Below are 25,474 nucleotides of genomic sequence, written 5' to 3' on the forward strand. Positions count from 1 at the left end.
AGTATTATAATTATTATTGTATTGTTATTCCTTTTTCCCGTCTTTCATCTTTTCCCGGATCTTTAAGCGTTTGATCTGCAAGAAACGCAAAAAACCGATCACAAGAACAGTCACTCCGATTACACAGAAATATTGTACATAATCAGGGTCTGCCTTTTTCCCCGGCCAACCGATCACACTCATCACGATCAGATAGATCAACAGGACTGCTGTTGTGATATTTATTTTCTTCATCGACTCTTCTTGTATTTAAACATGCAAACTTAAAGAAAAAAATTATCTTTGCCGGCCAGAAAGCGCGAAAAGTCAGATTTATGCATATCTTTATCCGCGAATTTAGGATACAATTATGAAAGGCGAATCCGAGGTACACTCTTTTAATCAGTTATATTCTGACTATAAAAGTCGTTTTGTCCGTTTTGCCAATACATATGTCGGCGACAGTATGATTGCGGAAGATATTGCGATCGAAAGCCTGATGTATTATTGGGAGAACAGGGGGAATCTTGCGCCCGAATCGAACGTGCCGGCTTATATCCTGACTGTAATCAAGCATAAATGTTTAAACTACCTTCAGCGTTTGCGTACGCAGGAAGATATAGTCGAGTATCTGAAGGATTGTGATACGTGGGAACTGAACTTGCGTATCGCCACCCTGGAAGCCTGCAATCCCGAGAAATTGTTTTCCGACGAAGTGATCAGTTTGGTCACTAAAGCCTTAGAAACACTGCCGGAACAGACGCGCGACATCTTTATCCGCAGCCGCTACAACAACCAAAGCCATAAGGAGATCGCAGATGCCTTGGGCGTCTCGACAAAAACGGTGGAGTATCATGTCACCAAAGCCCTCAAAGTCTTGCGTGTAGCCCTAAAGGATTACTTCCCTTTACTGGCATTCTTTCCCCGTTTCTTCTGCTGAGATTTGCTCCCGGCAAATCATCTGTTACAACTTAATTAAAAAAAAAGTTTCATTTCAGGTTAGGGATGTTTTCCGCTTATTTGCTTTATAAGTAGAAACGGAAAAAGATGGAAAAAGAAACATTATATAAATTCTTTGACGGAAAAGCATCTCGCAAAGAGAAGGACGCTATTCGCGCTTGGCTGGAAGCCTCTCCTGAAAACGAAAAGGAGCTTTTCAGGGAACGTGAGTTCTTTGACGCGATGATACTGTCGGGAAGCGGCAAGGAAGCGGACAAGGGTAAGAAGGCGCGTCCTTTCTATATGATCGCCATGCTCGAACTGGTGAAAATCGCTGCCGTATTTGCGATTACGATTGCTTGCGGAACTTATTACTATACATCGGAAATCCAAAAGATCGGGCAGACGATGAATACGATCACTGTTCCTTCCGGCCAGCGCGTGAACCTGACTCTTCCGGACGGAACGAATGTCTGGCTGAATGCCCGCTCGGAACTGCGTTATCCGGCTGTCTTTACCGGCGATAAACGGGAAATAACCCTGGACGGGGAAGGCTATTTTGAGGTTACTCATAATGTGGAAAAGCCTTTTATCGTACAGACGAGCAAGTGCAATGTGGAAGTGCTGGGAACGAAGTTCAACGTGGAGGCGTACAGCGATTCGGAAGATTTCTGCACTTCGCTGATGGAAGGCTCTGTAAGGGTTTCCAGCACGAAGAACCCGTCGATGAACCTTGTCCTGACTCCCAACCACCAGGCGTCTTTGGTCGACGGACAGTTGCAGGCGAAGCTGATATCCGATTTTGACCTTTTCCGCTGGAAAGAAGGGTTGATCTGCTTCAAGAATATGGACTTCAAGCAATTGATGGCACGCTTTGAGAAATGCTACGGCATACGTATTATTATAGAAAACCAGCAGGTGGGCGATTATGTCTGTAGCGGTAAGTTCCGTATATCGGATGGGATAGATAATGCGTTGCGCATCCTGCAGAGAGACGCGAAATATACATTCGAGCGGAATAAAGACGAATCAGTTGTCTATATAAAATAAGTAATATAACATAATGTTTAATCTTAAAATGTAATGCCTATGGTTAGAGAGAAAGGTTAACCTTTAAGCAAAAAAATGCCGACAAGCGTCCCCACACTTATCGGCATAGACTTAACACAATTAATTAACTGTATTAATAAACTTGATTTCAAAGATATGAATAAAAAATCTTTGTCGATGTCTGATTTAGTAAAAAGGCCTCGATGTAAACAATTTTTTAGAATCATGAGAATAACCACATTGTTATTATTCGTGTTCATTTTCTGCATGCACGCGGAAAATTCCAATTCCCAGAACGTGAACGTCACTATTAAAAGAAGTAACACGGAACTGGAGAATGTGTTGAACGACATTGAAAAACAAACTGATTTTCTGTTTGTTTACAACAATTTTGTAAACGTCAACAGGAAAGTGTCTGTTAACTTGAAAAAAGCCTCTTTGGAGGAAGTCTTGGCGAACCTGTTCGAAGGAACAGATGTGAAGTATTCCATCGACGGCTCCTACATCCTGCTTTCCGCAGGTGGAACAACGACTGCCATTCCCTTGTCGGCCCAGCAGGGCAAAACAATCACCGGAGTTATTGTAGATGACAACGGTGAACCGGTTATCGGCGCCAATGTTGTCGAAAAGGGGTCGAGGTCGATCGGTACGGTAACCGATGTGGACGGTAAATTCTCTTTGGCACTGAGCAATCCTTCCGCTACGTTGGTTGTGTCTTACATCGGCTATCTGACGAAGGAAGTGCCTGTTGGCAACCAGTCTGCGCTGCGGATTACGTTGGCGGAAGATACCCAGAATCTGGAAGAAGTGGTGGTAATCGGTTACGGTACGGTAAAGAAGAGTGACTTGACCGGTTCTGTCGGTTCCATCCAGGTAGACAAGGTGCAAGGTCTTGCCATCAAGTCTGTAGACCAGATGTTGCAGGGACGTACTTCCGGTCTGTATATGGTACAAAACTCCGGTATGCCGGGTGCCAGCTCTACGGTTCGTATTCGTGGTGGTAATTCTATTTCGGGTGGTAACGAACCGTTGTACATCATCGACGGTATGCCGGTTTACCCGAGTGCGGATAACAGCCAGACGGCATTGAGCCCGTTGAACTCGATCCCGACGTCGGACATCGAGTCGATCGAAGTTTTGAAGGATGCCTCTTCAACGGCTATCTACGGTTCCCGCGGTGCCAATGGTGTTATCATTGTGACGACCAAGAAAGGTAAAAGCGGAAAGACTTCCGTTGCTTTTGATGCTTATTGGGGTATTCAGAATATTTATAAGAAATATGATTTGCTGGATGCCCGTTCGTTCGAGAAACTGGCGAATGCTTCCTTGGTAAACTCCGGCGGTGCAGCCGTTTATGACGAAAGCGCACCTCCCGCAACTACGGACTGGCAGGGATTGACATCTAACGACAATGCGCTGACCCAGAATTATCAGGTGAGTATTTCCGGCGGAAACGACAAGACTTCGTTCCTGACCTCTTTCAACTATTTCAACCAGGAAGGTGTCGTCAAGGCGACAGAGATGGAGAAATATGCTTTCCGTGCCAATATCGACCACAAGATATCTTCTACGATTAATTTCGGATTGAATCTGACCATGACGAAGGTTGACAATAACCGGGTCGGAAACTCAATTCTTACCTCCCGTCTGACTACGCCGCCGAACCTGCCCGTGTACGACGAAAACGGCAACTATACGTTCAGCGATGCCAATGGCGTGATCATGTTCGACAACCCGGTTGGCGTATTGAATGAAAAGGTGGACTGGCATACTTCTTTCCGTTCGCTGGATAATGCTTTTGTCGAATGGACGATCCTTAAAGGGTTGAAGTTTAAATCTTCATTCGGTATCGATATCGAGTATGCAACGAATAAAAGCTACAATCCCCGCTCTGTTTACTCCGGTAGCCAACGAAGCGGAGAGGCCAAAAAATCGTCTGCCAATACATACACATGGATTAATGAAAACATCCTGACTTATACGAATACATGGGGAATGCATTCTTTTACAGGATTGGTGGGTTATACGCAGCAGTCTTCTACGTATGACGGCTTCAACGCTGGTTCATACGGTTTCCTGAATGACAACTTGCAAATGAATAACCTGGGATCAGGTACGACTTATACGGCTCCGGGTTCGGAAGTGAAGAAATGGGCGTTGAATTCTTATCTGGCACGTGTCAACTATACGTTGAACAATAAGTATTTGCTGACTGCCTCTATTCGTGCCGACGGTTCTTCCCGCTTTGGTAAGGACAACCGTTGGGGATATTTCCCTTCTGCCGCTTTGGCTTGGAGAGCTTCCGAAGAATCGTTCATCAAAGACTTGAATATCTTTAGTAATTTGAAACCGAGAATCAGTTTCGGTATTACGGGTAACCAGGACGGTATCGGTACTTATCCTGCTTATGCATTGCTGGGTTCGACCGGTTATGTAAGCGATGGTGATAAAGTGACCGGTTATTATCCTTCACAGGTTGCCAATACGAACCTGAAGTGGGAAACGACGGCCCAGTTTGACGCAGGTATCGATTTCGGCTTTTTCAATAATCGCCTGACAGTCGTTCTTGACGGTTATATCAAGAAGACACACGACTTGCTGCTGAATGTTAAGATACCGGGATCTTCCGGCTTCTCTTCCGGACTGAAGAATATCGGTGAAGTGGAAAATAAAGGTTTTGAATTGGCGATCAACGCAACACCGGTGGAAGGCGATTTCACTTGGAATACAAGTTTGAACCTGACATACAACAAGAATAAAGTATTGGATCTGGGTGATGTCTCTTTCATTTACCCGAGCCAGCCGGGACAGGACGAGACCGGTACGCATCTCGGACGTATCATACAGGTCGGACAGCCGTTGGGAACATTCTACGGATATGTTTATGACGGACTCTTCAGCACGACGGACGATATCAAATCTTCCGCCCAGCCGACAGCCCAGCCGGGAGATATCCGGTTTAAGGATATCAGCGGACCGGACGGCGTTCCCGACGGACAGATCAATGACCTCGACCGTACCATTATCGGTTGTGCACAGCCTAAAGTGTTCGGAGGTTTCAATAATACCTTCTCTTATAAGAATTTCGATTTGAATGTAAATACGATTTTCTCTTTAGGGAATGATGTGTATAACGGTACGAGAGTGATGATGGAAAACATGCAAGGCTCGAGCAATATGTTTGCATCGGTTGTGAACCACTGGACCGAGTCGAACCAGAATGCGGCTTTCCCGCGTCCGCTCCGTTCAAAAGCCGTGATGCGCGTGTCTGACCAGTATGTGGAAAACGGTTCTTACTTCCGTTTCCAGAATATCACGCTGGGCTATAATGTGCCTACCGATTTCTTAAGCTTCACGAAATATGTCTCTGCTTTGCGTGTTTACGCTTCTTTGCAGAACTTCTTTACGATTACGAGCTATTCGGGCGATAATCCGGAAGTGAGTAAATACGGTCAGGATAACCTGGGCGCCGGATATGATGCTTTCTCCTATCCGTTTGCGAAATCAGTGTTGTTTGGTTTGAATGTTAAATTCTAATTGAGTCTAAGTAGTTATGAAAAAGATAGCATTTATAATATTGAGTTCAATCATGATGGGCTCTTGTACGGACATGGACTTGATACCAGAGTCTAATTTGAGTCCTGAAAACTTCTTTAAATCGGAAGAAGATGCAGCGGCGGCTGTTTATGGCACCTACGCTACCTTTGCCGGAAATGATATTTATAACCAGTTCTGGGAAGTATTGCAAAGCCAGGGTACGGATGACAGCGAATGGGGCGGTGGCCGTACGACGAACAACCTTGATAAGAATGCCTTGGATAAATTTGAGTTCGATGGAAACACGAACTTGGTTTATTCGGTTTGGGTCAGACATTATGTGGCTGTCAACCACGCTAACTTTGCGATAGAAAACATCTCGAAGATGGGAGACGGCCTGATTAAGCCGGAAGCAAAAAGCCGTCTGATAGGCGAAGCGAAGTTCTTGCGCGCGTTGGCCTATTTTAACCTGGTCCGTACGTATGGCGGAGTTCCTTTGGTATTGAAGGAAACGACATCGCTGGACGGGTTGGAAGTGCCTCGTAATTCGTTGGATGAGTGTTACGCACAGATCATAACGGACTTGCAGGATGCAAAAGCCGCTTTGCCGGTAGTCACGCAGATTCCGAGCGGTTATCTGGGACGCGCTACAAAAGGTTCGGCTTCCGCTCTGTTGGCTAAGGTCTATTTGACTCGTGAAGACTATCAGAATGTCGTGAAAGAAACGGCGGAAACGATGCAGATGGGGTATAAGTTGTGGGAGAATTATGCCGACAACTTCGACCTGGAAAAGGAAAACGGGCAAGAGTCTGTTTTTGAAATCCAGTATAAACGGAATACTCCGGGCGTGCTTGGCAGTAACTTCAATGGCTATTACCGTCCTCCTTTCGTGAATATAAACGGTTGGACCGGATATGGTGACGATCCGGTGACACGCAATCATTACGAATGTTATGAGGAAGGCGATTTACGCCGTGACGTAAATGTCCGCCTATACACGTTGGAAGAATATCCGAACATGTCTACCAACTATGAGTTCCCTTGCTACGTGAATAAATTCCTGGATTTGTCGCCGCAGGCAATCCGGTCACAGGGGAGCGAAAACAATTATCCGGTGTTGCGTTACTCGGATGTTTACCTGATGCGTGCGGAAGCGTTGAATGCACTTAATCCTTCCGATGCGGAGGCATATGAGAACCTGAATATAATACGTCGTCGTGCTTTCGGCAAGGACATGAACACGGCTTCCGATATCGACATCAAACCCGGATTAAGTAAAGAGGCTTTCCTGGATGTGATCCTGTTGGAACGTCGCCGCGAGTTCGCGTTTGAAGGACAACGCCGTTTCGACTTGCTGCGTACGCATAAGTTGAAGGAGGCGATGATGGCTCAGAACCCGACTATCGCTTCAGTCATAGAGGACAAACATTATTTGTTGCCGATACCTGTGACTGAAATGGATGCAAATAAACTGTTGGAACAAAATCCTGGATGGTAATAGCGTATGAAAAGAAGAAATTTTATAAGAAACATTAGTTCTTTAGGCTTGGCATCTGTGGCGATGGGGAAACCCTTCGCCGCAGAGAGTCCCAAAACGGACGCATCGCCGGGTAAAGCCAAAATACCGGTGTATGACGGTTGGGACGTGATTGTTGTGGGAGGTGGACCTCGGGATGTGCTGCGGCTACGGCTGCGGCACGCGAAGGTGCCAAAACACTGCTGATAGAAGGAACCGGCGCTTTGGGCGGAATGGGAACATCCGGACTGCTGAATGCCTGGTGCCCTTTTACAGACGGTGAGAAGATTATTTATAAAGGAATTGCGGAACGGGTTTTCAAGGAATCAAAGAAAGGCGTTCCCCATGTCCGTTATGATGATTGGGTTCCCATCAACGGCGAGTATCTGAAGGTTGTGTATGACGACTTGGTTACTTCTGCCGGCGCCACCGTTCTCTTTTTCTCTACGATGGCGGCTGTCGAGATGAAGGGAAAGGGAGTCGTGGAGGCGATAACCGTTGCCAACAAGGCAGGTCTGTCGACTTATAAAGCAAAGGTCTTTATCGATTGCACGGGCGATGGCGACCTGGCTGCCTGGGCAGGTGCAAACTTTGTGATGGGCGATGGCGAAGGATCCGTACAGGAAGGGACTTTGTGTTTTACGGTGGCGAATGTCGATCCGTATGAATACTCATTGATCGGGACTGTGCATAGTAATCAGAAGAGCAGTCCGGTTCATTCGATGGTGGGCAATCCGAACTATCCGTTAGTGAAGGACCGGCATATGAATGACAAAGTGATAGGCCCCGGATTCCTGGCTTTAACGCCGGCCATGTCACGGTCGACAGCACGGACCCTGCTTCTTTGACCGATGCTATGATGAAAGGGCGCAAGCTGGTACATCAACTGCATAAAGGGCTGGTGGAGTTCGCACCGAAGCCGTTCGGAGCCTCTTTCCTGGCAGGCACATCCAGTCTCATGGGAATACGGGAAAGCCGACGGATCAAATGCGATTACACCTTTACACTGGAAGACTGGTTGGCCCGTCGCGAATTTGAAGACGGCATCGGGCGTAACTGCTATTATATCGATGTCCACAAAGAGGGCGCAACGAAATATCCCCGCTATAAAAAGGGAGAGTCGCACGGGATTCCGTTCAGTTGTCTGGTGCCTGCCGACTTGAAGAATGTGATGGTTGCAGGACGCTGTATCTCGACAGACCCTTATGCTCACGGCAGTCTGCGCGTGATGCCTCCTTCCCTGGTAACAGGCGAGGCGGTCGGCGTTGCGGCAGGACAGATTTGCAAGTCCAAATCTCCCGATGTCCATCAGGTGGATATCCAACAATTACGGAAACGTTTACGGGAAGAAGGTCAGTTGATCTGAATCTCTTACTTTTGCTTCAGCTTTAGGGAATAGGCATCGGGCTGGAAACGGATGGGCATCGGATGGAAAACGGATGGGCATCGGTTTCCCGTTCGATGCCTATCCGTTTATGGAACGATAACCTTGCAATGTTTCCGGAAGTGGGGCGTCTCGATTTGTAAGATATAGATCCCCGGTTTATTGGAGACCGGAACGGACGCTGAACCTTCCCGTATCTTTTTATATAAGAGGCAACTTCCACTTATATCGGTGATTTTGATATATCCCGGCTCCGGTATGTTTTGCAGGTAAAGCTGTCTGTCTTTTATAAAGTAATGGATATTGCCTGTTTTTAGGTTTGTAAGCCCGGTGCTTTGTTTATCCGGTGCGGGCTCGGCATTGTATGGGGCTAAAGGAGCGTTTGTCCGTATCATATTCGCCGTTTTGGCGGACAGATCGGACGATACGTTTATATGGGTTTCGGATGAGGCCTTGACGAAGAAGGCGGAGAATGGCGGTAAAGCATAGTCGCCGTTGAGGGGATAAGCCGTGTAGCCGGAACTGCTGTACACATAAACATATCCGTCCAGCGCCTCATTCTTTTCGATTTGTGATAAGGGGAGCGGGGCTGGTAAAGGATTTCCGCATAAATACCAGCCGTAGTTCTCCCGGTTCCAGGCGGTCATGCCAGTAGCTAAAGGGATGTTTAACGTGCCGGTGGTAGCAAAATCTTCGGGAATATCGCCGGGGCGGGAGGAGAACGACAGTGTCTTGTCCGTCGCTTTATTGTCTAATGCGATCAGATAGCCTTTGTTCTTTTCAAATATGGGAATGTCATCGGAACGAACCGGAACGATTTCCCAGTTTCCGGTCGGGCGATTGGTCGATGCACGTTTATCTCCGTTGTAACACTGGACATACAGGAAGTTACCTCCGGCATTCGGAGTGCCGTCTTTCTGATTAAAGCGGGAATCTATGCCGGAAGGATAGACATCGAAAGGGAAAGATATAAAATACCATTTCCCTGTTTCCTCGAAAGTCTTATGAACGGTTATGCGGTCGGAGATTGCGATTGCTCCTCCCGACTGGATGGAGGCGCCGGCTTCAAACAGTTCCAAATGATTCGCCATAAATTTTGTTCCCGGGTTGATTTGCAGATTGCCGGAACTGATCGCGGCAGTGTTACAATAGGTGTCGGCAGTGATAGAGACATCTCCCTTTATCAGTGCGTTGCGGTGGCGGAGCGGGGGAAGATGCGACCAGCGGATCGTGTCGTTCCAGTTGCCGGTGCCGGTAAAAAGCGAGTGGGTTGGGATAGTGCCGGATGCAAAGGCGTATTGCAGGCAATAGTAACCTTCTTTGTTGCTGCTGGTAGATGAAAAGAGGTCTATGCTGAGGGGAGTGTTGATAATGGTGAGTGGACCATACTCACATGTGGTTTCTTTTCCCTCGATTGAGACAAGCACATGTTCTGAAGTTTCACTTTCCCGGTAGATACGAATGTTTAGGTTATTGCTTTTATTAAGATGGTCCCCTCCGTAAAAGATTTCAGCTGTTACATCCGAATAAAGAGTCGGGGTGTATTTTTCAAACCTGACGGAACTCCCTAAAGGCATTCTTAATCCCATTTTTCCTCCCAGTTTGTCAATGTTGACGGAAGATACGTCGAGAATCTGAGTTCCTCCTTTTGCTGAATATCCCCAATTATCCCATTCCGAATCCCCGAATGTCTGTAGCCTGAATGTGTCGGATACAAGCGTATTGTCGCTGCTGTTTACAAAACTTTCCCATGAAGATGGATCGGAAACTTGCGCTTGAAGTGAATAACCGGTACCGAAGAATAGAATCTTAACAAGTGCGCATTGAACAAAGTGCATGACTTTCTTTTTCATAGTTAATACTATTTTGGATTGTTATTATGGTTGCAAATATACATAAATAATTGAATTTACTATCTTTGCCGCATGAAAGAATTTATTATATCTGAAGCACAGACAGAAAAGGCCGTTCTTGTGGGGCTGATTACCCCCGAACAGAACGAACAGAAAGTAAGAGAATACCTGGATGAATTGGCTTTTCTGGCCGATACCGCAGGCGTCGAGGCTGTGAAACGCTTTTATCAGAAACTGGATTATCCGAACTCCGTTACTTTTGTCGGTTCCGGCAAGTTGCAGGAGATTAAAGAATATGTGGTGGAAAATGAGATCGGGTTGGTGATATTCGATGACGAACTTTCCGCCAAGCAATTGCGCAACATCGAGAAAGAGTTGCAGGTGAAGATACTGGACCGTACGAACCTGATTTTGGATATCTTTGCCAGTCGCGCGCAGACCGCCCACGCTAAGACACAGGTGGAATTGGCACAGTATAAGTATATGCTGCCGCGCCTGACCCGTCTGTGGACGCACTTGGAACGTCAGCGAGGCGGTGTCGGTATGCGTGGACCGGGTGAGACGCAGTTGGAGACGGATAAACGTATTATCCTGGACAAGATATCCAAGTTGAAGCGTGACCTGGTCGAAATAGACAAGCAGAAGAGCGTGCAGCGGAAGAACCGCGGCAAGATGGTTCGTGTCGCCCTGGTCGGATATACCAACGTCGGGAAGTCCACTTTGATGAATCAGCTCAGCAAAAGCGAGGTGTTTGCCGAAAACAAACTGTTTGCGACATTGGACACGACTGTACGCAAAGTGATTGTCGACAACCTGCCTTTCCTGCTGTCCGATACTGTCGGCTTTATCCGTAAGTTGCCGACCGAGCTGGTCGAATCTTTCAAGTCTACTTTGGATGAGGTGCGTGAGGCCGATTTGCTGGTCCATGTCGTCGATATTTCCCATCCGACATTCGAAGAACAGATCGAAGTGGTGAACCGTACGCTGTCAGAGATCGACAAGACGGAGAAACCGATGATTATGGTGTTCAACAAGATCGACGCTTTCACTTTCGTACCGAAGGAGGAAGACGACCTGACGCCGCGTACACGCGAGAATATCGACTTGGATGAGTTGAAACGTACGTGGATGAACAAGATGCAGGACAACTGTATCTTTATCTCGGCCAAGGAGCGGACCAATATCGATGCCCTCAAAACCTTGTTGTACGAACGGGTGAAGCAAATTCATATTACCCGTTTCCCTTATAACGATTTCCTGTTCCAACAATATGACGAAGAATGATTGATACTGAAGATTTGAGGAAACTGCGACCGCAGGAAATTGCAGCTCTGGAGGCAAACGGCTGTAGTGCAGAAAACTGGGATAACATATGGGTTGTCAGTGCTTTCAGAGGCGAATATGTGGTTAATGTTCGCTTTTCCGGGCTTATCGTATTAGGTCTTTTCAAGAAAGAGTTTACGTTTCCGGGCGGAGTAAAGAAGCATAGCGGTATTCGAAATGCAACTTTGCATAATTGTCAGGTAGGGAATAATACGTTGATAGAGGATGTGCATAATTATATAGCCAATTACGTTATCGGCGATGAATGTATTATTCAAAATGTAAACGTAATGATTGTTGAAGGAGAAGCCTCTTTTGGAAATAATGTTTTGGTCTCTGTCTTGAATGAGACAGGAGGACGTGAAGTTCCTATTTATGGAGGTTTGTCTGCTTCGTTGGCTTATCTGATCGCATTATACCGGCATCGTCCTGAATTGATAGACAGGTTGCAGTCGTTAATTGCGAAATATGCTGAAGATGTGTCTTTGGAATATGGTATTGTTGGTGATTATGTGAAAATCACCAATGTGGGGACACTTCGGAGTGTCTGGATAGGCGATTATGCAACGATTGAAAACTGTACCCGGCTTGCTAATGGTACGATACGGAGTAACGAAAAGGCTCCGACTTATATCGGCGACAGTGTGATTGCCGAAGACTTTATCATCTCTTCCGGCGCTGTTGTTGCCGATGCGGCCAAGATCATCCGTTGCTTTATCGGGCAGGCTTGTCATGTGACGCATAACTTCTCGGCTCACGATTCCCTTCTGTTCAGTAATTGCACCTTCGAGAACGGGGAGGCCTGCGCTATCTTTGCCGGGCCGTTTACGGTTTCGATGCATAAGAGCAGCCTGCTGATTGCCGGGATGTATTCGTTCCTGAATGCCGGTAGCGGTTCGAACCAGAGTAACCATATGTATAAGTTGGGACCGATCCATCAGGGAATCGTGGAGCGCGGCTCTAAAACAACCAGCGATTCTTATATCCTGTGGCCGGCGCGTGTCGGTGCTTTCTCTCTTGTGATGGGACGCCATCATCATCATAGCGACACGTCGGATATGCCGTTCTCCTATCTGATAGAGAAGGACGATGAAACCTATCTGGTGCCAGGTGTGAACCTGCGCAGTGTCGGGACGATCCGTGATGCGCAGAAATGGCCGAAGCGTGATAAGCGTACAGACCCGGAACGCCTGGATATGATCAACTACAACCTGCTTAGTCCGTACACGATCTATAAGATGATGAAAGCTGTCGGAATTCTGAAGAATCTTCAGGAACTGGTGGGCGAAACATCCGAGGTCTATTATTACCAGAACACCCGTATCAAAGGCTCTTCTTTGCGGACTGCCCTTGAACTCTACGGAATGGCTATCAATAAGTTCTTAGGCAACTCGCTGATCAAGCGGTTGGAAGGAACTGTCTTCCAGTCTATGAATGAAGTCTGGGCGCAATTGAAACCGACCTCTGCGGAAGGCCGGGGCGAATGGCTGGACCTTTCCGGATTGATCCTTCCGAGGGAAGAGTTGGATAAGTTGATCCAAAAGATCGAGAATGGAGATATTCATTCGCTTGATGAGATCGAACGATTCTTCGCAACGATGCACAGCCGTTACTATGATATGGAGTGGACATGGGCATACGATAAACTTGAAGAATATTACGGCATCAGCCTCTCGTCCATATCTGCAGAGCAAATCATCGAGCTTGTCCGCCGCTGGCAGGACTCTGTGATCGGGTTGGACAACCTGCTTTACAAAGATGCAAAGAAAGAATTTTCCCTGACATCCATGACCGGCTTTGGCGTAGACGGCTCGGACAAAGAAAAACAGGAAGACTTCGAAGGCGTACGCGGCGCATTCGAAAGCAACCCATTTGTAACAGCCGTCAAAGAACATATCATTGTCAAACGTGCTTTGGGGGATGAATTGATTGATAGAATGACCTCGTTAATCTAATAAAAAAGCCAGCTTAATCAAGCAGGCTTAAATATATTCCGAAAAAGACGCATTCATTACATATTCTCAATCCATTTTTTTCCGGATGGAGTGTAAGTGTATACTAATATGCCAACGGCAACAATAGCTACAACAGTGAAAAAGATAACAGCTATTTGCATACTAATTATTATTTTAAAATTCTATATCCAATCATCGCAAAGGCAACTGTCCCAACGAATCCCATTCCAAAAAGGAAAATTGCCATATTAGAAATCTCAGCATCTACATCCTTATTTAATAAAGAAGCTGCAACTCCTAATACTAAAGCTGCAAAAGTCAGCTTGGCCATATCAAAGAAAAACTTGGCAGTTGTTTCTTTTCTTACTTTACTTTTTTCTAATTCGTTTTTGGTTGCCATGTTACAAATATGAGAAAAGTTTTCTGAATGGCAAAAAGTATTTTGAAGTTATTTATTTCTCGGATGATGTTCCAATATCTCTTTCCGGAGGAACTGGCGGTCGATATGCGTGTATATTTCGGTGGTGGTGATCTTTTCGTGCCCCAGCATTTCCTGGATTGCGAGCAGGTTGGCACCGCCTTCCAACAGATGGGTCGCGAATGAGTGGCGGAACGTATGCGGGCTTACATTCTTCTTGATCCCGGCCAGTTCCGTCTGCTGCTTGATGATATGGAACACCATGATTCGCGATAAGCCCGTACCCCGACGGCTCAGGAACAGGATATCTTCAAATCCTTTCTTCACGGGAACATGGTTACGGTCATACAGGTAGTTCTTAATTTCCTTTATCGCGACTTTTGAGATCGGAACCAAGCGTTGTTTACTCCCTTTCCCTTCCACCTTGATAAATCCTTCATCGAAGTAAACATCTGTGAAACGCAGCGTTATCAGTTCCGACACGCGCAGGCCGCAACTGTACAGCACTTCGAGCATCGCCCGGTTCCGTTGCCCTTCCGGCAGCGTCAGGTCGATCGTGTCGAGGATGCTGTTTATCTCGTTGACAGTTAGAACTTCGGGCAGCTTCAGCCCGATCTTGGGCGATTCTAACAATTCGGTCGGATCGATTGTTATATAATCGTCGAGGAACAGGAACCGGTAGAATGATTTGATACCCGAAATGATCCTTGCCTGCGAGCGCGGATGGATGCCGATGTCACGGAGCCGGGCGACAAACTGTTGCAGGTCGTCATAGGTGACCTCTTCATACTTCTTGCCTTCACTTTCGACGAAGTTTGTCAGTTTGTCGAGGTCTGTCAGGTAAGCGTCGATCGAGTTGGGCGAAAGTGCTTTCTCCAGACGGAGATAAGTCCTGTATCGTTCTATTTTGTCATTCTCTTGATGCATGATTCATAATTCTTTACTATCTTTGCCGGATATTTTCTGCCCGTACAAGGTAGTGCAAAGGTAATAAATTACAGCAAAATGAAGAAGATTCAGATCATCAACGGCCCTAATCTTAATCTGTTAGGCAAGCGCGAACCGACAGTCTACGGAAATGCTTCCTTTGAAGGTTATCTGAGTGAATTACGTGCTAAGTATCCGCAATGTGAAATTGCTTACTTCCAAAGCAATGTGGAAGGCGAGATGATAAACAAAATCCATGAGGTCGGCTTCGATTACGACGGGATTATTATGAATGCAGGCGCTTATACGCATACTTCCATCGCGCTGCACGATGCAATAAAAGCTGTAACGACCCCGGTTGTGGAGGTGCATATCTCAAACGTACATGCCCGCGAATCCTTCCGTCATGTCTCCATGATTTCAGCAGCCTGCAAAGGCGTGATCTTAGGATTCGGACTGGATTCATACCGGTTGGCTCTCGAATCGTTCCTGTAATAGTGATTAATAGGTAAAAATAATAGGTAAATATTTAGGTTATATGTTAAAGCATACGAAGATTGTTGCTACCATTTCCGACCAGCGTTGTGAGGTCGAATTTATCGACTCGTTGTATAAGGCGGGAATGAATGTTGTGCGCCTCAATACGGCTCACATGGCGGAAGAAGGATTGACTAAAGTGGTGACTAATGCCCGGGCGGTGTCCGGTCGCATCGGTATCCTGATGGATACGAAAGGGCCGGAAGTGCGTACTACGATTTCGCAGGCCCCGATTCCTTTTACAACCGGAGAGCTGGTGAAGATTATGGGGAATCCGGATATGGAAACTTCGCATGATTGTATTTGTGTCTCTTACCGGAATTTCGTGAACGACTTGGCTGTCGGCAGTGACATCCTGATCGATGACGGAGACCTGGAACTGAAAGTGACGGAAAAGAAAGACGACTATCTGGTTTGCGAAGTACAAAACGACGCCACCTTAGGAAGCCGTAAAAGTGTGAACGTGCCGGGCGTACGTATCAATCTCCCTTCCCTGACGGAGAAAGACCGGAAGAATATCCTTTGGGCAATCGATAACGACCTGGATTTTATCGCCCATTCCTTTGTCCGCAACCGGCAGGATGTACTGGATATCCAGCGTATCCTGGACGAACACAACAGCCCGATCAAGATTATCGCCAAGATCGAGAACCAGGAAGGTGTCGACAATATAGACGAGATTCTGGAAGTTGCCTACGGCATCATGATCGCCCGCGGTGACTTAGGTATCGAAGTGCCGGCCGAAAAGATTCCGGGCATCCAGCGTGTTCTGATCCGTAAATGCGTGGAAATGAAGAAGCCGGTTATCGTGGCTACCCAGATGCTTCACTCCATGATCAATAACCCGCGTCCTACCCGTGCGGAGGTGACGGATATTGCCAATGCGATCTACTACCGTACGGATGCCCTGATGCTGAGCGGTGAAACGGCTTATGGCAAATATCCTCTCGAAGCGGTTCAGACGATGACGAAGGTGGCTCGTGAGGCCGAAAAGACAAAGTTAGCTGCCAATGATATCCGTGTCCCTATCGAAGGAAATGACTTGGATGTCACCTCTTTCCTGGCAAAGCAGGCGGTTAAGTCTTCCACTAAATTGCATGTGAAAGCGATTATTACCGATAGTTATACCGGACGTACAGCCCGCTACCTGGCGGCATTCCGCGGAACATCTACCGTATTTGCCATTTGCTACAACCCTCGTGTGATGCGTATGTTGTCTCTCTCTTATGGCGTATGGGCTGTTTATCAGCCTTACAATGACAGCCGCCGCGGTTATTTCTTCCAGGCGTTGAACGAGATGATCAAGAGCGGACGTATCACACGCAACAACATGGTAGCCTACCTGAGTGGTAGCTTCGGTGAGGGAGGTGGAACAAGCTTCCTTGAAATCAACAACGTAGGAAAGGTGTTGGATGCCGGAAACAACTATCAGTTGCCGACGTTTAAGGAAGTATGACTTTAGACGAATATATCCTTTCTCATAGTGACGAAGAAGGTGCACTGCTCGCGGCTCTGGACCGCGATGCGAATGTGAACCTGCTTCGTCCGCGTATGTTGTCGGGACATTTGCAGGGGCGGATTCTGAAGATGTTTTGCCGGATGCTTCGTCCCCGCCGTGTGCTCGAGATCGGGACCTATACGGGCTATGCGACCCTTTGTATGGCGGAAGGGCTTGAGGAGGATGCTCTGATCCACACGCTCGAGATCAACGACGAGATGGAAGATTTCATTATGAAGTACCTGACGCAGTCGCCCCACCAGGATAAGATAAAAGTCCATTTCGGTGATGCCCTCGAAATCATTCCGACGCTGGATGAGACATTCGACCTTGTCTTTATCGATGCCGACAAACGTTTGTATTCGGACTACTTCGACCTTGTTTTTCCGAAGGTGCGTCCCGGTGGACTGATCCTTGCCGACAATACGTTGTGGGACGGCCATGTGATAGAAGATCATCCGAAGGATAAACAAACACTGGGCATTCTTAGTTTTAATGATAAAATCAAAGAAGACCCGCGTATTGAAAAAGTTATCTTACCTTTGCGTGACGGCCTTACAATGATCTGGAAAAAATAAAACAGTAAGAATTTATGGAAAGTACAAGACTAAGTAAAATAGAACGTCTCCTGCAAAAGGAGTTGAGTGATATCTTTCAGAAACAGACACAGGCCATGCATGGTGTTCTGATTTCGGTGAGTGTGGTACGTGTCAGCCCGGACCTGAGTGTCGCACGTGCCTATCTGAGCATCTTCCCGTCTGAAAAGTCGAAGGAATTGCTCGAGAATATCCGGACAAACACGAAGGCGATCCGTTTCGATCTGGGACAGCGCATCCGTCAGCAAGTCCGTAAGATTCCCGAACTGACATTCTTTATCGATGACTCATTAGATTATATCGAGAATATTGATAATCTGTTGAAAAAGTAAAAGCTACCGCGTTGAACTTCCCGTTTTATATAGCCCGGCGTTACCTTTTTTCGAAGAAATCCCACAATGCCATTAATATCATTTCGATGGTGTCCGTTTGTGGGGTTGTCGTTGCGACGATCGCTTTGGTATGTGCGCTGTCTGTATTGAACGGGTTCGTCAGCCTGGTTTCCTCCATGCTCAGTAACTTCGATCCGGAATTGAAGATACTGCCGGCGCATGGAAAAGTGTTCGATCCGACCCTGCCGGCTGTCCAGGAAGTGAAGAAGCTGCCCGGAGTCGCCTTGTTTTGCGAAGTCCTCCAGGATAATGCACTCGTTCGCTACCGGGACCGCCAGATTGTGACGACGGTCAAAGGTGTGGACGATACGTTTGCGAAGCTGACGCGGATCGACAGCATCCTGATCGATAGCCGTGACGGTAAATTTGTTCTTGCTGATGAAGTGGCGAATTTTGCCAGTCTCGGTGTCGGAACCGCCACACTCTTAGGTGTCCGTGCCAACTACTCCGACCCGTTGGAAATCTATGTTCCGAAAAGAGATGAGAAGGTGAATCTTGCCAATCCGGCGTCCTCCTTTAATCTGGATTATGCCTTTATCGGCAGTGTCTATGCCACCAACCAGCAGATGTATGACGAAAACTTCATGTTGCTGCCCCTTCCGCTGGTCCGTTCCCTGTTCCATTATGAAAAAGAGGTCTCTGCAATCGAGCTGTCTCTGGCTCCCGGTGCGGATGTAAATTCGGTCAAGAGCCAAATAAAATCGCTCCTGGGCGAAAATTTTTGGGTCAAGGACCGTTACGAGCAGCAGGAAGCCTCTTTCAAGATGATGCAAGGGGAGAAGTGGATGATCTTCCTGATTCTTTGTTTTATCCTGATCCTTGCCCTGTTCAATGTGATCGGTTCCCTTTCCATGTTGATGATAGAGAAGAAAGAGGATGTCCGTACTTTGCGCAATATGGGCGCTGACGATCGTCTGATCCGCCGTATCTTCCTTTTTGAGGGGTGGATGATTTCGGGGCTCGGTGCACTGATCGGCGTTATTATCGGCCTGACACTTTGCTTGTTGCAACAAGAGTTGGGTATTATCAAGTTAGGTCAGGCCGCCGGCTCTTTCATTATTGACGCCTATCCTGTCCGGGTTGAAGCTGGCGACGTTATCCTTGTCTTTATCACTGTCCTGACCATCGGCTTCCTTGCCGCCTGGTATCCTGTCCACTATTTAGGAAAGAAATGGCTGGATAAATAAAAGATTGGTCGAATGGATAAGCTTAAAGAGTAACTGATTAATTATAAAGAAGAAATTTCGTCTTTACTTAGTCCGGTGCTATTGGCGATGGAATCGATATCCATACCCATACGTTTCAGGTTTACAGCTACTTGACGTACACCTTCTGCTTTTCCTTCCGCTTTTCCTTCTATTCTGCCTTCCAGCTTGGCGGTGTCGATCGCGTCGTTTTGTATTATAATGTCATCTATATGCCGGTCGTAGACAAGGCGTTCCCCAGGCGACATAGAGTAGTATTTCAACTTTTCGCGGGCTTCCCGAAGGCCGGGGGTAGTCGTGTCGGGACGGATCGTGCCGTCTTTCAGGTATTTGATCCATTCGTCCAAAGGTGTGAGAGCCGTTTTATCGAACTCGTTTACGCGGACCAGGATGTATTCGGGGAACACTTCGGCGGGGAGGCGCGAGACGATCACATTGCGTTCACGCGTATTAACACGCAGATGGTCACCGGTATGCACGCCAATGAAATGGTTCTGCCCGTGATAGATATAATCGTCACCAACGCCGATGTCGAAATAAAGAATGCTGATGGAATAAACTTTTTTGATTTCCTGGTAGCCCTCGCCAAGGGAGATATGCTCGGTGATGGCTTTGGCTACACCGTAGAGGATACGTTCCAGATAATGGATTTCGCGTGTATTCTGGATTTCGACGATGATAATCTCGCCTTTGCTGTTGAGTGCCTTGATGTCGACGCGGTTGAACTTGTCGTCTGCACTCTCCTGATTACCTTCGCTTTCGAGGATTTCTTCGATCTTGATCTCTTCTCTTAACATAACGGTCAGGAAACCTTCGAGCACATCGAAATTGGCCTTCTGGCGCAACAGACGTTTGATGGCCCAATCGAACCGGATATACCGGTCTTGTAATTCTTTTCTTTCCTGCTCTTCCATGCTCTTCAGATCTGATTCGTTCTTTTTCATAGTCAATGTTTTTTAGTTATTACTTAATGCACAAATGTACACATTATAAATGAATAGGCAACGGATTGGGAAGAAAGTTTCACTTCTTGCCAGAACTGAACTATCCATCAAAACTTTCAATTTTCAACTCTTAACTTTCAACTATCCGGGGGGCTTATTGTATAAAACGCATTTTTCGGGCTCGAAAGGCATCCGAAACAAAACAAATGTTAATCCACTTTTCGGCCGCCAAAAAGGGGTTGTTTCCTCTTTTCCGGGAGTTTTTTGCCGGAAAGTCAATCTTTATTTCATTTATCCGGTACTTTATCGCCATGAAGACGGTCACCGTACCCTATGAAGACGGTCGCCATTCCAATGAAGACGGTCGCGAGGGCGATGAAGACGGTCGTCGTGGCGACAAGCTCCCGAAATTTTCCTTGCATATTTGAGACGCAGTCCGTCTTTGTTTTGCTACAGGTGATTCTCCGGGAGTTAAGCTTTATCACTTTGCCGGTGTTTCCGGTTTCAGGTAATCAAATTGCACGTTTTTTCAGACAGCTTGCGCACCTCGCTCCATCTCTTGTCAGTAAAGAGGGATAAAACCGTGAAAAGTGTCAATCCAAAATCGATCAAGATTTCGGACGAAATAGAAAAAACGGCTGGGAAGGGGGTTCTTGTATATTCCTCCGGTTTTATTCGGAGCTATAAACAACTATTTGTAAATTAAAATCTATTATTAATGTACGCGTGTACATAAATACAATGTGTCTTTATAAGAACCAGTGCGAAACCGGGAGATGTTATCGCTTGATATCTTGCCCTTCGCTTTCTTGGTTCGTGCTGGAAAGAGGCGTTTTCGTACGAAATAGGCTATCTTGTTGATAAGAAAGAATATAGAAAAGGAAAAAATATTAAGGAAAAGGATTGCCGATTTAAAAGTTATGCGTATTTTTGCCAAAAGAATTTGGTACGCATTAGTGATTGATTATAAAGTATTGGAAGCGTACATATTATTGGATTGAACTTATTACACTTTAGTATTAATATTAAATTATTTGATTATGAACAAAAAGTTTTCTACTCTTTTGGCTGCTTTTGCTATGGTAGGTGCTTCTGTTTCAGCACAGACAATCACTGAGGCTGTAGCTGAAGCTGATTCTATTGTTAGTGGTGAATACTACTACTTAGGAACTGCAGCACCTGCAGGAGGTTTAAAGGCATTGACAATCGTAAAAACATCTGCAAACAAAGACAGTTTGGTCTTGAAAACAATTGGTAATGATGCAACTGCTGCTGCATTGGGCGATTCTGCTTTGTGGTCTGTTTCAACAGGTTCTACTGTTGCTTTGGGGGATTATTTCACTTTTACAAATGTTTTGACAAGCAAAACATTGAAGTTGGATAAGAAGGGTAATGCCATTCTTTCAAGTGATGCTGCGGCTATAGATAAATTTGGTTGGACTTGGGAAAAAGGTACTGCAAAAGGTTTAACCCACATTGCAGGAGGTAAAACCTACACTTTGGTTGCTAATAATACGGCAGGAGGTACAGCGGATTCTTTATCTTTGTCAGAAGGTACGACAACAACAGTGTCGCTTATGCCATTGGTTCCGGCTTGGAAGGCTCTGACTGTTGCTGAATTAAACGGTATCAATGGTTCACATTTTACTTGGACTGTTGATGGGGCTACTTCCACAACTACTCAGGCAGTGAATAGCGTAAATGCTTTTAAGACTACATTTAAAGCTGTCGGTTATAACTCTGCTGATGCTGATACAACGGTATATTTGCAAAAATTGGGCTCTTTGGTTGGATCTAAAGCCGCTTATTTGAACGTTGATACAGTGTATTATACAAAAACAGGAGCTTTGATTGATAGTACAAAAGCTAATGGAGGTTTAGTATTTACATTAGATACGTTGGATGGTGCAACTCCAAAAGCAGGTAAGATTGCTGAATCATTCCAATTTAAAGTTTGGAAAAATGTAAAGGATTCTATTATTGTTGAGGTTATTAATATACCTACTGCTGCTGCTAACACTACTTTTGCTGAAACATCTACAATCACATCAGGCTTTGTTACATTGGTTGGCTTTGACGGAACATCTAAGGCTTTGACGGCTTCTGCTCCTTCAACCGCTAATGTATTACCTACGGTAACTTTGGGCGCAGGGACAAAGGTTACTTTACCTGCAGGTGCATATTATATTTACAAACAAGATGGTGATAGTGCTTATGTTTCAACATTGGCTACAACATTGGCTGCTGCAACGAATGTAAAGGTTAAGGCTGGATATGAAAAAGCTTGGTTACCTTCTTCTCAGTGGTCTTTGGCTTCAACAACAGATAGACCTGCATTTGTAAATAGAGAATCAGGTAAAGCGTTTGGAACCGTTGCCGCATTGTATTCTTCTGACGAAGATGGCGTTTACTATTATGGTGGTGATACATTAAAGATCGTTCCGGTTGCAACCGAAGGTATTTATGTCGGCTACAAGAAGATGGGCGAAACTGCTGCAGAAGAAGCTGTAACTAAATTAGCTCTTCAGTTCCATTCTGTATTGACAGAAGGGTCTACTCCTTTCGTTCGCGAAGCTGCTAATGACTCAATTCTGGAAGTTGCTAACATGGATAAGGCAGATGCTTTGTATTTCAATGTTATTCCTGTAGATACATTCTCTATCGGTGCTGACTCTTTGGTAGCTGTGGCTTATAAGTTGTATAACGGAACAGATACATTAGCTTATGATGCTACAAGAAAGGCTTATAAATTAAGTACTTCTGATGATGACGATTATTTCGTATTTAGAGAAACAACAACTGAAGGTTGGTATCAGGTATTGCCGATTGCAAGTGTTACTACTGGCGCTTGGACTCTTGAAGGTCAGGTTTCTGCATCTGGTACTTCTGCAGAAGTGGTCTTGAATACAGACTTGAATCTGATTAATGGTTACTTCTCTCTGGAAGCTCCATTGGCTCCTGAATATGCAACAATTGAAGGTGCTCCGGGTCATAAGAGAATTTCTTCTGTAGAAAATCCGACATTGGCTATCTCTATGAATTCAGATAGTTGTGGTGTTTTGAAAGCTGTAACTGAATTGAAGGCTGCTTTTGAACAAGAAAACTTTAGCATGTATCTGGATGTTTATGATAACGATACAATCAAACCGTTGTATATGATTTCTACTCAACAGACTGTTGCTATGGATTCTGCTGAATATGTAAATGATGTTCGCTTCTTCATGAATGCTGCTGCTAATGATTCATTAGGTTTCAGAAAAGCTAAGAGAATCGGTGCAGAGTTGGATAGCTTGCATGTATATGATGTTCCTGCAAATCAGGATACTGTTATCCCTGCAAATGTAAAGAAGAATTATACATTCGCATTCAGAAAATCAGCTACTGATTCTGAATATTATATTGAAAGCCAGGGTACACCTTTGAAATATATGGCTCAGACTAATGGTATTTTGCATTTAGTTAATGGTACTGATAATGCACTGTTATTCTCTGTTGATAAAGCTGATATGCCTACAGCAAACGAAGCAACTCCTTCTGTATCTGAAGTAACAGTTATCGCTGGTAACGGTAATGTTCAGATTGCTGGTGCTGCCGGTAAGAAAGTTGTAGTAAGCAACATCTTAGGTCAGGTAATTGCTAACACTGTAATTACTTCTGACAACGCAACAATCGCTGCTCCTGCCGGTGTAGTTGTTGTAGCTGTTGAAGGCGAAGAAGCTGTTAAAGCTATCGTTAAATAATTGATGCATTTATTAATTAAATAAATCAATCTGCTCCTCCTTTCGTGAGAAAGGAGGGCGGAAAAACAAATAGGCCTTTCCGGTAGAAATATCGGAGAGGCTTTTTGTGCTTATATGTGAACGGGTAAAAGGGGGTATGAGGCGGACTTTAACCTTCGGAGAGTGCGATATTTGAAAACGATCCCGTATAATTCCCCAAATATGCGATTCTGACGGGCTTTAGGCTGCCAAAATGTAAGCATTTTTCCGACCTGTTGAAAACTTTTTTTTACTTTTCTCTTATATTTCTTGGCTGTTAAATTAGGAAATGTGTATTTTTACCATCCGATAGGGTGATGTATGTGCAAATCAATCAACTACGGGCCCTTATTTTAAGGAAAAGTTTAACACAGAGTAGCGAAGGAATGGAAGAAAAAGAAGTCTGTTATCATGTGCCGGTAATGCTTCGTGAAAGTTTGGAAGGAATGGACATTCAGCTCCGGGACGTATGTCGATGTGACCTCGGAGGGGGAGGACACTCCCGCGAGATATTGAACCGGCTGGATAACGAAGGAGAACTGTATGGATTTGATCAGGACGCCGATGCTGAAAACAATATTCCGGCCGATCCCCGTTTTGTCTTTATCCGTAGTAATTTCCGATATTTATACAACTTTATGCGCTACCACAATGTAGTGGGTGAAGTCGATGGACTGTTGGCGGACTTAGGTGTCTCTTCTCATCATTTCGATGACAAGGAACGCGGGTTCTCTTTCCGTTTTGACGGTGCGTTGGATATGCGGATGAATACCCGTGCGGGACAGACTGCGGCGGATATCGTCAATACATATACGGAAGAACAGTTGGCAGACCTGTTCTATCTTTACGGCGAATTGAAGGTGTCGCGTAAGTTAGCCTCCGTGCTGGTACGCAGCCGGGAGGCGAAGAAGATAGAAACGATCGGCGACTTTTTAGAAGTGATAAAGCCTTTTACGGGAAAAGATAAGGAGAAGAAGTTCCTGGCTCAGGTCTTTCAGGCGCTCCGTATCGAGGTCAACGATGAGATGCGTGCCTTGAAGGAGATGCTGCAACAGACGCTACAGGTGTTGAAGCCCGGTGGCCGGTTGGTGGTGATCACCTACCATTCCCTGGAAGACCGCCTGGTGAAGAACTTTCTGAAGACAGGAAACTTTGAGGGTAAGACGGAACAAGATTTCTTTGGAAATATCAAATCGCCCTTCCGTTTGGTGAATAACAAGGTGATTGTCCCTTCGGACGAGGAGATCGAACGTAATCCCCGTTCCCGGAGTGCGAAGTTGCGGATCGCTGAAAAATTGTAGTTAATATATAGGGTTATGGACGCAGGGAAGAAGAAAAAGAAGAAGGAGAGCCGTTTCTCCTTTTTGTACATACTGGGCGGTGGAATCCTGAAGGAGGATTTCATTGTTAAGCATACGCGTATGATTGTGCTTATCGTCATCCTGGTGTTCTTCTTTATTGGTAACCGGTACACCTGTATGCAGAAACTGCGCGAGATCGACCGTCTGCAACAGCAATTGCGCGATGTCCGTTTTGAAGCACTGTCCATTTCCTCGGAACTGACAGGCAACAGCCGGCAGTCGCAGATCGAACTATTGATTGAAGAACAAGGTATAGAACTGGAAACGGCGAAGAATCCGCCGTACGAATTGTATAAGTAAAG

Annotated in this window: 20 protein-coding genes and 1 pseudogene; 16 read left to right on the plus strand and 5 right to left on the minus strand. The window is 45.8% G+C overall.

The features are described from left to right. Positions 1 to 24: 24 nt before the first annotated feature. Complete coding sequence (locus DW083_RS12395; protein WP_115500212.1) at positions 25 to 234, minus strand: hypothetical protein; 210 nt, start codon at positions 232 to 234, stop codon at positions 25 to 27. 115 nt (positions 235 to 349) lie between these two features. Between DW083_RS12395 and DW083_RS12400 the strand changes: the two genes are divergently transcribed. The 5 genes and pseudogenes from DW083_RS12400 to DW083_RS12420 all read left to right on the plus strand — a co-directional run bounded on the left by DW083_RS12400 (position 350) and on the right by DW083_RS12420 (position 8,387). Next, on the plus strand, positions 350 to 919 hold the full coding sequence (locus DW083_RS12400; protein WP_122332570.1) for an RNA polymerase sigma-70 factor: 570 nt from the start codon (positions 350 to 352) through the stop codon (positions 917 to 919). 107 nt (positions 920 to 1,026) lie between these two features. After that, positions 1,027 to 1,968, plus strand: coding sequence for a FecR family protein (locus DW083_RS12405; protein ID WP_122332571.1), 942 nt, complete (start codon positions 1,027 to 1,029; stop codon positions 1,966 to 1,968). 225 nt (positions 1,969 to 2,193) lie between these two features. Continuing rightward, a complete protein-coding gene (locus DW083_RS12410) occupies positions 2,194 to 5,505 on the plus strand; it encodes a TonB-dependent receptor (RefSeq protein ID WP_233552188.1) in 3,312 nt (1,103 codons plus the stop codon). Between the two features lie 16 nt (positions 5,506 to 5,521). Then, positions 5,522 to 7,003 (plus strand): RagB/SusD family nutrient uptake outer membrane protein, encoded by a 1,482-nt coding sequence (locus DW083_RS12415; protein ID WP_122332572.1) that lies wholly within the window; start codon positions 5,522 to 5,524, stop codon positions 7,001 to 7,003. Between the two features lie 6 nt (positions 7,004 to 7,009). Next, positions 7,010 to 8,387: pseudogene (locus DW083_RS12420) on the plus strand (FAD-dependent oxidoreductase). A 107-nt stretch (positions 8,388 to 8,494) separates the two neighbouring features. On the opposite strand, the gene DW083_RS12425 reads toward DW083_RS12420, so the two are convergent. Then, entirely contained in the window at positions 8,495 to 10,258 is a 1,764-nt protein-coding gene (locus DW083_RS12425; protein WP_122332573.1) for a T9SS type A sorting domain-containing protein, read from the minus strand. A gap of 72 nt (positions 10,259 to 10,330) precedes the next feature. Here DW083_RS12425 and hflX point away from each other — a divergent pair, with 72 nt between their 5' ends. Together hflX and DW083_RS12435 are read left to right on the plus strand one after the other, a co-directional pair. Next, positions 10,331 to 11,542, plus strand: a complete 1,212-nt coding sequence (gene hflX / locus DW083_RS12430) for a GTPase HflX (RefSeq protein WP_115500218.1) — start codon at positions 10,331 to 10,333, stop codon at positions 11,540 to 11,542. Next, the gene (locus DW083_RS12435) at positions 11,539 to 13,536 is read left to right on the plus strand and encodes a DUF4954 family protein (protein ID WP_122332574.1); all 1,998 of its coding nucleotides are present in this window, start codon (positions 11,539 to 11,541) and stop codon (positions 13,534 to 13,536) included. The genes hflX and DW083_RS12435 overlap by 4 nt, the downstream gene beginning before the upstream one ends. A 169-nt stretch (positions 13,537 to 13,705) precedes the next feature. On the opposite strand, the gene DW083_RS12440 is transcribed toward DW083_RS12435, so the two are convergent. Together DW083_RS12440 and xerD are read right to left on the minus strand one after the other, a co-directional pair. Next, entirely contained in the window at positions 13,706 to 13,936 is a 231-nt protein-coding gene (locus DW083_RS12440) for a hypothetical protein (protein ID WP_122332575.1), read from the minus strand. 48 nt (positions 13,937 to 13,984) lie between these two features. Further along, complete coding sequence (xerD, locus tag DW083_RS12445; protein ID WP_122332576.1) at positions 13,985 to 14,881, minus strand: site-specific tyrosine recombinase XerD; 897 nt, start codon at positions 14,879 to 14,881, stop codon at positions 13,985 to 13,987. Between the two features lie 78 nt (positions 14,882 to 14,959). Here xerD and aroQ point away from each other — a divergent pair, with 78 nt between their 5' ends. Genes aroQ through DW083_RS12470 form a run of 5 tightly spaced genes read left to right on the plus strand, consistent with a single transcriptional unit; the run spans position 14,960 to position 19,091 of the window. After that, positions 14,960 to 15,376 carry a type II 3-dehydroquinate dehydratase gene (aroQ, locus tag DW083_RS12450; RefSeq protein WP_115500221.1) on the plus strand — a complete coding sequence of 139 codons (417 nt, stop codon included), beginning with the start codon at positions 14,960 to 14,962 and terminating at the stop codon, positions 15,374 to 15,376. A gap of 43 nt (positions 15,377 to 15,419) precedes the next feature. Beyond that, a complete protein-coding gene (gene pyk / locus DW083_RS12455; protein ID WP_115500222.1) occupies positions 15,420 to 16,874 on the plus strand; it encodes a pyruvate kinase in 1,455 nt (484 codons plus the stop codon). After that, entirely contained in the window at positions 16,871 to 17,494 is a 624-nt protein-coding gene (locus tag DW083_RS12460; RefSeq protein WP_122332577.1) for an O-methyltransferase, read from the plus strand. The genes pyk and DW083_RS12460 overlap by 4 nt, the downstream gene beginning before the upstream one ends. Before the next feature lie 14 nt (positions 17,495 to 17,508). After that, positions 17,509 to 17,844, plus strand: a complete 336-nt coding sequence (rbfA, locus tag DW083_RS12465; protein ID WP_115500224.1) for a 30S ribosome-binding factor RbfA — start codon at positions 17,509 to 17,511, stop codon at positions 17,842 to 17,844. 11 nt (positions 17,845 to 17,855) lie between these two features. After that, entirely contained in the window at positions 17,856 to 19,091 is a 1,236-nt protein-coding gene (locus DW083_RS12470; protein ID WP_122332578.1) for an FtsX-like permease family protein, read from the plus strand. Between the two features lie 41 nt (positions 19,092 to 19,132). On the opposite strand, the gene DW083_RS12475 is transcribed toward DW083_RS12470, so the two are convergent. Beyond that, positions 19,133 to 20,053, minus strand: coding sequence for an Rpn family recombination-promoting nuclease/putative transposase (locus tag DW083_RS12475; protein ID WP_122332579.1), 921 nt, complete (start codon positions 20,051 to 20,053; stop codon positions 19,133 to 19,135). A 206-nt stretch (positions 20,054 to 20,259) separates the two neighbouring features. On the opposite strand from DW083_RS12475, the gene DW083_RS12480 reads away from it, so the two are divergent. The 4 genes from DW083_RS12480 (at position 20,260) to DW083_RS12495 (ending at position 25,472) form a co-directional block, all read left to right on the plus strand. Beyond that, complete coding sequence (locus DW083_RS12480) at positions 20,260 to 20,481, plus strand: hypothetical protein (protein WP_122332580.1); 222 nt, start codon at positions 20,260 to 20,262, stop codon at positions 20,479 to 20,481. 612 nt (positions 20,482 to 21,093) lie between these two features. After that, positions 21,094 to 23,793, plus strand: coding sequence for a DUF6383 domain-containing protein (locus DW083_RS23495; RefSeq protein ID WP_305036244.1), 2,700 nt, complete (start codon positions 21,094 to 21,096; stop codon positions 23,791 to 23,793). 404 nt (positions 23,794 to 24,197) lie between these two features. Continuing rightward, positions 24,198 to 25,112 (plus strand): 16S rRNA (cytosine(1402)-N(4))-methyltransferase RsmH, encoded by a 915-nt coding sequence (gene rsmH, locus DW083_RS12490; protein ID WP_122332582.1) that lies wholly within the window; start codon positions 24,198 to 24,200, stop codon positions 25,110 to 25,112. 15 nt (positions 25,113 to 25,127) lie between these two features. Beyond that, the gene (locus DW083_RS12495) at positions 25,128 to 25,472 is read left to right on the plus strand and encodes an FtsL-like putative cell division protein (protein ID WP_115500230.1); all 345 of its coding nucleotides are present in this window, start codon (positions 25,128 to 25,130) and stop codon (positions 25,470 to 25,472) included. Positions 25,473 to 25,474: the final 2 nt, after the last annotated feature.

The sequence above is a fragment of the Parabacteroides sp. AF48-14 genome (assembly GCF_003477465.1).
In the GTDB taxonomy this organism is placed as follows: domain Bacteria; phylum Bacteroidota; class Bacteroidia; order Bacteroidales; family Tannerellaceae; genus Parabacteroides; species Parabacteroides acidifaciens.

What these genes read in the sequence shown, in the direction of transcription:
- DW083_RS12395 (WP_115500212.1), bottom strand. Translation starts at nt 234, where the DNA reads ATGAAGAAAATAAATATCACAACAGCAGTCCTGTTGATCTATCTGATC.
- DW083_RS12400 (WP_122332570.1), top strand. Translation starts at nt 350, where the DNA reads ATGAAAGGCGAATCCGAGGTACACTCTTTTAATCAGTTATATTCTGAC.
- DW083_RS12405 (WP_122332571.1), top strand. Translation starts at nt 1,027, where the DNA reads ATGGAAAAAGAAACATTATATAAATTCTTTGACGGAAAAGCATCTCGC.
- DW083_RS12410 (WP_233552188.1), top strand. Translation starts at nt 2,194, where the DNA reads ATGAGAATAACCACATTGTTATTATTCGTGTTCATTTTCTGCATGCAC.
- DW083_RS12415 (WP_122332572.1), top strand. Translation starts at nt 5,522, where the DNA reads ATGAAAAAGATAGCATTTATAATATTGAGTTCAATCATGATGGGCTCT.
- DW083_RS12425 (WP_122332573.1), bottom strand. Translation starts at nt 10,258, where the DNA reads ATGAAAAAGAAAGTCATGCACTTTGTTCAATGCGCACTTGTTAAGATT.
- hflX (WP_115500218.1), top strand. Translation starts at nt 10,331, where the DNA reads ATGAAAGAATTTATTATATCTGAAGCACAGACAGAAAAGGCCGTTCTT.
- DW083_RS12435 (WP_122332574.1), top strand. Translation starts at nt 11,539, where the DNA reads ATGATTGATACTGAAGATTTGAGGAAACTGCGACCGCAGGAAATTGCA.
- DW083_RS12440 (WP_122332575.1), bottom strand. Translation starts at nt 13,936, where the DNA reads ATGGCAACCAAAAACGAATTAGAAAAAAGTAAAGTAAGAAAAGAAACA.
- xerD (WP_122332576.1), bottom strand. Translation starts at nt 14,881, where the DNA reads ATGCATCAAGAGAATGACAAAATAGAACGATACAGGACTTATCTCCGT.
- aroQ (WP_115500221.1), top strand. Translation starts at nt 14,960, where the DNA reads ATGAAGAAGATTCAGATCATCAACGGCCCTAATCTTAATCTGTTAGGC.
- pyk (WP_115500222.1), top strand. Translation starts at nt 15,420, where the DNA reads ATGTTAAAGCATACGAAGATTGTTGCTACCATTTCCGACCAGCGTTGT.
- DW083_RS12460 (WP_122332577.1), top strand. Translation starts at nt 16,871, where the DNA reads ATGACTTTAGACGAATATATCCTTTCTCATAGTGACGAAGAAGGTGCA.
- rbfA (WP_115500224.1), top strand. Translation starts at nt 17,509, where the DNA reads ATGGAAAGTACAAGACTAAGTAAAATAGAACGTCTCCTGCAAAAGGAG.
- DW083_RS12475 (WP_122332579.1), bottom strand. Translation starts at nt 20,053, where the DNA reads ATGAAAAAGAACGAATCAGATCTGAAGAGCATGGAAGAGCAGGAAAGA.
- DW083_RS12480 (WP_122332580.1), top strand. Translation starts at nt 20,260, where the DNA reads ATGTTAATCCACTTTTCGGCCGCCAAAAAGGGGTTGTTTCCTCTTTTC.
- DW083_RS23495 (WP_305036244.1), top strand. Translation starts at nt 21,094, where the DNA reads ATGAACAAAAAGTTTTCTACTCTTTTGGCTGCTTTTGCTATGGTAGGT.
- rsmH (WP_122332582.1), top strand. Translation starts at nt 24,198, where the DNA reads ATGGAAGAAAAAGAAGTCTGTTATCATGTGCCGGTAATGCTTCGTGAA.
- DW083_RS12495 (WP_115500230.1), top strand. Translation starts at nt 25,128, where the DNA reads ATGGACGCAGGGAAGAAGAAAAAGAAGAAGGAGAGCCGTTTCTCCTTT.